Here is a 7,070-nt window from a genome sequence, read left to right as displayed (position 1 = left end):
GCCGCCGGGCGCGGCACCGGAACCGGCGGCACCCGTCCCGCCCGCCAGGCCGCGAGCCCGGTGGTGGCGCCGATGAACAGCACCGCGGCCGCCGGTACGGCGAACAGCGCGACGGTGTGTCCGGGCAGCCCCTGCCACACGCCGACCGCGTCACCGAGCCGCCCGGGGACGAGGCTGCCGAGGGCCTGGGTGAGCACGGCGGCGGCCACCGCGCCGAGCAGGGCGTAGGCGAGGTGCTGGAGCAGGAAGACCCGGACGACCTGGCCCGGCGTGAAGCCGATGGCCTTCAGGACGGAGATGTCCCGCAGATGGCCGCGGATCCGGGTGCCGATCGCCCCGTGCACGGCCAGCCCGGCGGCGAACAGCGCGCCGAGCCCGAACAGGCCGAGGACCTGGCCGAGCAGCCGGTTGTCGCCCTGGGCCTCCGCGCGGGCCTGCTGCCAGGTGGAGACCTGCCCGATCGCACCGGAGCCCAGCACGGTCACCGCACGCTGCACGGCGTAGTCGGTGTCCGCGGGGTCCGTCAGCCGCAGCCCGATCACCTGGCCGCCCGGGTCGGCCACGGCGGCCGGCGGTGCCCACACCAGGCCCGGCTGCTCCCCGGGCCGGTAGCGGCGCTCGGGGCTGTCGGCGATGCCCAGCACCGTCAGGGTGCGCGCGGTGCCGGGCAGGGTGAGGGTGTCGCCGGGCTGGGCCAGCAGCGCGCGGGCGAGGCGGCTCTCCAGGACCACCCCGTCGGGATCGGCCGGGTCGAGCCAGTGCCCGGCGGTGAGCAGCGGGCGCCCCACGCTTGGTTCCTCGGCGGTGCCGCGCAGCTCGACGGAGGCGCGGGTGCCGCGTACGGCGACGGTGGCGTCGGCGGTGGGGTAGGGCCCGGCGACGGACTGGACGCCGGCCAGGCCCGCCAGCTCGCCGGTATCGGCGGCGCTGTCGGTGTGCAGCCAGACGTGGGCGCCGCGGGCCTGTGTGAAGACGCGCTGCCAGGGGTTGGTCGCGTACCCGAACAGGGCCGTGGCCAGCAGCAGCGAGGCGACGATGCCGGCGGTGGCGAGGACGAGGAACAGCGCCTCGCCCCGGTGCGTGCGCAGATCGGAGTGGGCCCATCGCAGGGTGGCTCGCACGGGCCTCAGCCCTCCGGTGAGCGGTGCGCGCGGTGCTCGCGGTGGTCGTACGCCCGCATGTCAGTCCTTGAGTTCCAGCACGGCGGACGCCCCGGGGCGGCGGCGCGGTGGCGTACCGGCGTCCAGTTCGGCGACGTCGGCTATGCGCCCGTCGAAGAAGCTGATCACCCGGTCCGCGGCGCTCGCGAGCCGGGCGTCATGGGTGACCAGCAGGATGGTCTGGCCGCGCTGGTGGAAGCGGGACAGCAGCCGCATCACCTCGCGGGTGCCCTTGCTGTCCAGGCTGCCCGCGGGTTCGTCGGCCAGCAGCAGCGGCGGATGGTTGACCAGGGCCCGGGCGAGCGCCACCCGCTGCTGCTCGCCGCCGGACAGCTCACCGGGCATACTGCGCTCCTTGCCCACGAGGCCCAGCTCGGCCAGCAGCTCCGCCCGCTCGGCGCGCGCCCGCTTCGGCGGCAGCCCGGCGAGCAGGGCGGGCAGCTCGACGTTGTCCGCGACGGACAGGTCGGAGACGAGGTTGAAGAACTGGAAGACGATGCCGATGCGCTTCCTGCGCTCGACCGCCCAGCGCGCCTCGCTGTACGCGTCCGTGCACGCGCCGTCCAGCCAGAGGCTGCCGGCGTCCGGCCGCCGGAGACCGCCGAGCAGATGCAGCAGCGTCGACTTGCCGGCGCCGGACGGCCCGGTGATCGCCACGAACTCGCCCCGCCGCACACACAGGTCGACCCCGCGCACGGCGTGCGCCGGAGCACCCTCGCCGTGGTGCGTCTTGACCAGGCCCTCGGCCCGCAGCACGGGAGCGGGATCGGCACTCGCGCCAGCACTCACTCCAGCTCCTCCAGCTCTTCCTGACACCGTTCCAGCCAGTCGAGGTCGGCCTGCAGGTGCAGCATCGCGCCCTCGATGAGGAGGTGGGCGACGCGGTTGTCGCGGTCTTCGGCGGCGGCCAGCTTGGAGAGCTGCCGCATGGTGTTCAGGTACTGCCGCCGCTGTTTGTTGATGAGGGTGATCTGGTCGGCGAGCCCGGTCTGCGGAGCCAGGGCGAGCTTCATGAAGAACTCGTCCCGCACCCGCGGCTCGTCCGCCGTCTCCTCGTACCAGGCCCGCAGCTCGTCGCGCCCGGTGTCGGTGAGGTGGTAGACCTTCTTGTTGGGCCGGCTCGACTGCTCGATGTCCTCGCCCTCGATCAGCCCCGTCTTCTCGAGGCGGCCGAGGGTGACGTAGATCTGGCCGACGTTCGGCTGAGGGTACGCGGAGCCCAGCAGTTGCTCAAGGTCCTGCTTCAGCTCGTAGCCGTGGGCCGGACCGCGGGCCAGGAGAGCCAGGAGGTGCAGGCGCACTCAGCCGTCCTCCCCTTCTAGTCATGTGCTCCAGGCCCTAGTATCGCGCATACCTAACAGGTATACATGGCCCCTGACCCGGGCAAGGAAGCCCGGTGCCGGTGTGCGCGCGAGCGCCGGCCGGCGTGCGAGGTCGTACAGGTCGTACAGGGAGGAACCTATGCGGTGGATCCACGCCGCCGGTAGGGGCCTCCTCGTCCTCGTCGTGATCCTCACCGGTTACGCCGCCTCCGGCGCCCGGGCCGGCGAGGGCGCGGCGAGCGGGCGCGGGCCGCTCACCCTGGCCACCGCCGGTGACCTCACGGGCTACCTCGGCCCGCTGCTGGAGGGCTGGAACCGCGACCATCCCGACGAGAAGGTCACCCTCGTCGAACTGCCCGACTCCGCCGACGAGACCCGCGCGCAGATGGCCACCGACCTGCGCGACGGTGACCGGCACCGCTTCGACGTCCTCAACATCGACGTCAACTGGACCTCCGAGTTCGCCGCCGCGGGCTGGATACGTCCGCTGCCCCGCGACCGGTTCCCGCTCGACACCTTCCTGCCGCCGGTCGTCGACACGGCGACGTACGACGGGCGGCTGTTCGCCGTCCCGTACGTCACCAACGCGGGCCTCCTCCTCTACCGCGAGGACGTCCTCGCCGAGGAGGGCGTCCCGCCGCCGCGCACCTGGGCCGAGCTGGAGCGGTACGCCGAGACCATCGCCCCGAAGCACGGACTGGACGGCTACGCGGGCCAGTTCCTGCCCTACGAGGGCCTCACCGTCAACGCCGCCGAGGCCGTCTACTCGGCCGGCGGCAGCATCCTCGGCGACGAGGGCGAACGCGTCACCGTGGACTCGGCGGCGGCCCGAGAGGGCATCGGATTCCTGGCGCGCGGGGTGCGCGAGGGCTGGATACCGAAGGACGCGCTCACCTACAAGGAGGAGGAGTCCAAGCAGGCCTTCCAGGACGGCCGCCTGCTCTTCCTGCGCAACTGGCCCTACGCCTACGTCGGCGCCTCCGCCGAGGACTCGAAGGTCGCCGGAAAGGTCGGCGCCGTACCGCTGCCGGGACCCGGCGGGCCCGGTACGAGCGTCCTCGGCGGCTCCAACCTGGCCGTAGGCACCCATGCCCGGCACCCCGACTCGGCCGCGCGTCTCATCGCGTACCTCACCAGCGAGCGCGTCCAGCGCCAGGTGCTCACCCGCGGCGCGCTGCCGCCCGTACGGGCCGACCTCTACGAGGACCCCGAACTCACCGAGGCGTTCCCGTACCTGCCGACCCTGCGGGAGAGCGTGCTCGCCGCCGCGCCGCGCCCCAAGAGCCCGCGCTACGACCAGGTCAGCCTGACCGTGCAGGCGGTCGTGCGCGACGCGATGACCGGGCGGCAGACACCCGAGGCGGCGGTGCGCCGGCTGGCGCGCGAGCTGGCCGCGATCTCGCGTCGCTGAACCCTTCCCAGCGTTTCGCGTTTCTAGTTACGCGTTAGGTAACGCCGACGTCTCATCTGCACTCTCGTTGCGGTGAAAAGTCGGCATATAAACCCCCAACCCCTGAGTAGCTTCTGTTCTCTTCGTTGACACCTTCGCGATACCGCTACCTAACATGCATGCACAACAACGGCGGCTCTACAGACAGGTCTACGGGGTGAACAGGCACCACTGGTGGCGTGACGCGGTGATCTACCAGGTCTACGTCCGCAGCTTCCTCGACAGCACCGGCGACGGTGTCGGCGATCTCGCCGGCGTCCGGGCCGGGCTGCCGTACCTGCGCAAGCTCGGCGTGGACGGGATCTGGCTTAGCCCCTTCTACCCCTCGCCGCAGCACGACCACGGCTACGACGTCGCCGACTACCGGGGCGTCGACCCGCTCTTCGGCGACCTCGACGAGTTCGACGCGCTGGTCGCGGCGGCCCGGCGCCTGGGCATCCGGGTGCTGCTGGACATCGTCCCCAACCACTGCTCCAGCGAGCACCCGTGGTTCCGCGAGGCCCTCGCCGCCGAGCCCGGCAGCCCGGCCCGCGCCCGCTTCCACTTCGCCGACGGCCGCGGCCCGGACGGCGACGAACCGCCCAACAACTGGCACGCCATGTTCGGCGGACCGGCCTGGACCCGGGTGACGGAGGCCGACGGCCGCCCCGGCCAGTGGTATCTGCACATGTTCACGCCGGAGCAGCCGGACTGGAACTGGCGCACCCCCGAGGTCGCCGCCGAGTTCGACCGGATACTCCGCTTCTGGCTCGACCGGGGCGTCGACGGCTTCCGCATCGACGTGGCCGCCGGCCTCTACAAGCACCCGGACCTGCCCGACTCCCCGGACCCGGAGGCCGACGCCCGCACCCGCGACTCGGTCAACCCGCTCGCCTGGAACCAGCCCGAGGTGCACGACGTGTGGCGGCAGTGGCGCGCGGTGTGCGAGGAGTACGCAGGCCGCGACGGCCGCGAGCGCCTGCTGGTCGGTGAGGTCTCGGTCCCCAGCGCCCGCGAGCACGCCCGCTACGTCCGCCCCGACGAGCTCCACCAGGCCTTCTTCTTCGACCTGCTCGGCGCCCCCTGGGACCCCGACGTGTTCCGCAAGGTCATCTCCGAGGCCATGCAGGACATCGCCGGCACCGGCTCCACGGTCACCTGGGTCCTCAACAACCACGACCAGGTCCGCACCGTCACCCGCTACGGCGAACCCGCCACCGACGGCAGCGGCCTCGGCACCGCCCGCGCCCGCGCCGCCGCGCTGCTGATGCTGGCGCTGCCCGGTGCCGCGTACATCTACCAGGGCGAGGAGCTGGGCCTGCCCGAGGTCGTCGACCTGCCCGACGACGTGCTCACCGACCCGATCTTCCACCGCACCGGCAGCCGCGCCCGGGTCCGCGACGGCTGCCGGGTGCCGCTGCCCTGGTCGGGACAGGCCTCCCCGTTCGGCTTCACCTCCGGCGACGGCAGCGCCAAGCCCTGGCTGCCGCAGCCGGAGTACTTCGCCGAGTACGCCACCGACCGCGCCCTCGCCGACACCCGCTCCTTCTGGCACCTCTACCGAGACGGCCTCCAGCTCCGGGGCGATCTGCCCCAGCTGGGCGAGGGCACCCTGCGCTGGCTTCAGACCCCACCCGGCGTCCTGGCCTTCGTCCGCGGCGACGGCCTGGTCTGCGCCGTCAACTTCGGCACCGCCCCCACGCCCGCGCCGGTCCCCGGCACCCCGCTGCTCACCAGTGGCCCCTGCCCGCCCGGCGTCCTGCCCGGCTCCACCGCCGCCTGGTGGATCGCCGACCTCTGACCTTTGCTTGCCCGACTCTCGAAGGGACATCAACGATGATGCGACGACGCACCCCCCTGCTCACCGGCTGCACCGCCCTCGTCCTCGCCCTCGGCGCCACCGCCTGCGGCGGCTCAGGACCCGTCACGGCCGGCGGCGGTGACAAGGCGCTCGGCGGACAGTCCGTCACCGTGGCCGGCGTCTGGTCCGGCACCGAGCAGGAGAACTTCCAGAAGGTGCTGGACGCCTTCTCCGAGAAGACCGGCGCCAAGACGTCCTTCGTCTCCACCGGCGACAACGTCTCCACCGTCGTCGGCAGCAAGATCGAGGGCGGCAACGCCCCCGACGTCGTGATGGTCCCGCAGGTCGGCGTGCTCCAGCAGTTCGCCGGCAAGGGCTGGCTCAAGCCGCTGTCCAAGACGGCGCAGAAGTCGGTGGACGCCAACTTCGCGAACGTCTGGAAGTCGTACGGCAGCGTCGACGGCACCCTCTACGGCCTGTACTTCAAGGCCGCCCACAAGTCGACCGTCTGGTACAGCCCCGACGCCCTCGCCCAGGCCGGGGTCGAGCCGCCGAAGACGTACGCCGAGATGCTGAAGGCCGGGCAGACCGTCTCCGACTCCGGGCTCGCCGCCTTCTCGGTCGCCGGACAGGACGGCTGGACGCTGACCGACTGGTTCGAGAACATCTACCTCTCCCAGGCCGGACCCGAGAAGTACGACGCCCTCGCCGCCCACGACCTCAAGTGGACCGACGCGAGCGTGGTCGAGGCGCTCACCACCCTCGGCAAGCTCTTCAAGGACAAGCAACTGATCGAGGGCGGCCAGAAGGGCGCCCTGAACACCGACTTCCCGGGCTCGGTGGAGAAGGTCTTCGGCCCGAAGCCCGAGGCCGCCATGGTCTACGAGGGCGACTTCGTCGCCGGGGTCGCCAAGGACCAGTTCGGCAAGGAGATCGGCAAGGACGCGGACTTCTTCCCGTTCCCCGCGGTCGAGGGCGGCGAGGCGCCCGTGGTGAGCGGCGGTGACGCGGCCGTCGTCCTGAAGGACGGCAAGAACTCCAAGGCCGGCATGGCGCTCCTGGAGTACCTCGCGACCCCCGAGGCCGCGGCCGTGTGGGCCGAGGCGGGCGGCTTCCTCTCCCCGAACAACAAGCTCGACCTCGCTTCCTACGGGAACGACGTCGGCCGGGCCACCGCCAAGTCCCTCGTGGACGCCGGCGACTCGGTCCGCTTCGACATGTCCGACCAGGCACCGGCGGCCTTCGGCGGCACCAAGGGCACGGGCGAGTGGAAGATCCTCCAGGACTTCCTGCGCGACCCGTCCGACCCGAAGGCCACCGCCGCGCAGCTGGAGACCGCGGCCGCCAAGGCCTACAAG

The 7,070-nt window shown here is 72.3% G+C and carries 6 protein-coding genes; 3 read left to right on the top strand and 3 right to left on the bottom strand.

Translation table 11 applies throughout. The features are described from left to right. The 3 genes from EBH09_RS39810 to EBH09_RS08415 form a co-directional block, all read right to left on the bottom strand. On the bottom strand, positions 1–1,121 hold a 1,121-nt coding region (locus tag EBH09_RS39810), incomplete at its 3' end, for an FtsX-like permease family protein (protein WP_274595129.1). A 60-nt stretch (positions 1,122–1,181) separates the two neighbouring features. Beyond that, positions 1,182–1,949, bottom strand: coding sequence for an ABC transporter ATP-binding protein (locus EBH09_RS08420; RefSeq protein ID WP_121746418.1), 768 nt, complete (start codon positions 1,947–1,949; stop codon positions 1,182–1,184). Continuing rightward, the gene (locus EBH09_RS08415; RefSeq protein WP_121746417.1) at positions 1,946–2,461 is read right to left on the bottom strand and encodes a PadR family transcriptional regulator; all 516 of its coding nucleotides are present in this window, start codon (positions 2,459–2,461) and stop codon (positions 1,946–1,948) included. The genes EBH09_RS08420 and EBH09_RS08415 overlap by 4 nt, the downstream gene beginning before the upstream one ends. Before the next feature lie 160 nt (positions 2,462–2,621). Here EBH09_RS08415 and EBH09_RS08410 point away from each other — a divergent pair, with 160 nt between their 5' ends. From EBH09_RS08410 to EBH09_RS08400, 3 genes are all read left to right on the top strand, one after another. After that, on the top strand, positions 2,622–3,893 hold the full coding sequence (locus EBH09_RS08410) for an ABC transporter substrate-binding protein (RefSeq protein WP_121746416.1): 1,272 nt from the start codon (positions 2,622–2,624) through the stop codon (positions 3,891–3,893). A gap of 154 nt (positions 3,894–4,047) precedes the next feature. After that, positions 4,048–5,712 carry an alpha-amylase family glycosyl hydrolase gene (locus tag EBH09_RS08405; RefSeq protein WP_238697239.1) on the top strand — a complete coding sequence of 555 codons (1,665 nt, stop codon included), beginning with the start codon at positions 4,048–4,050 and terminating at the stop codon, positions 5,710–5,712. Between the two features lie 35 nt (positions 5,713–5,747). Next, on the top strand, positions 5,748–7,070 hold a 1,323-nt coding region (locus tag EBH09_RS08400; protein WP_153182636.1), incomplete at its 3' end, for an ABC transporter substrate-binding protein.

This window comes from Streptomyces sp. E2N166, from assembly GCF_003671715.1.
Classification (GTDB): domain Bacteria; phylum Actinomycetota; class Actinomycetes; order Streptomycetales; family Streptomycetaceae; genus Streptomyces; species Streptomyces thinghirensis.
Note: the sequence above shows the minus strand (reverse complement) of the source record. Positions and strands in the feature narration are given on the sequence as shown.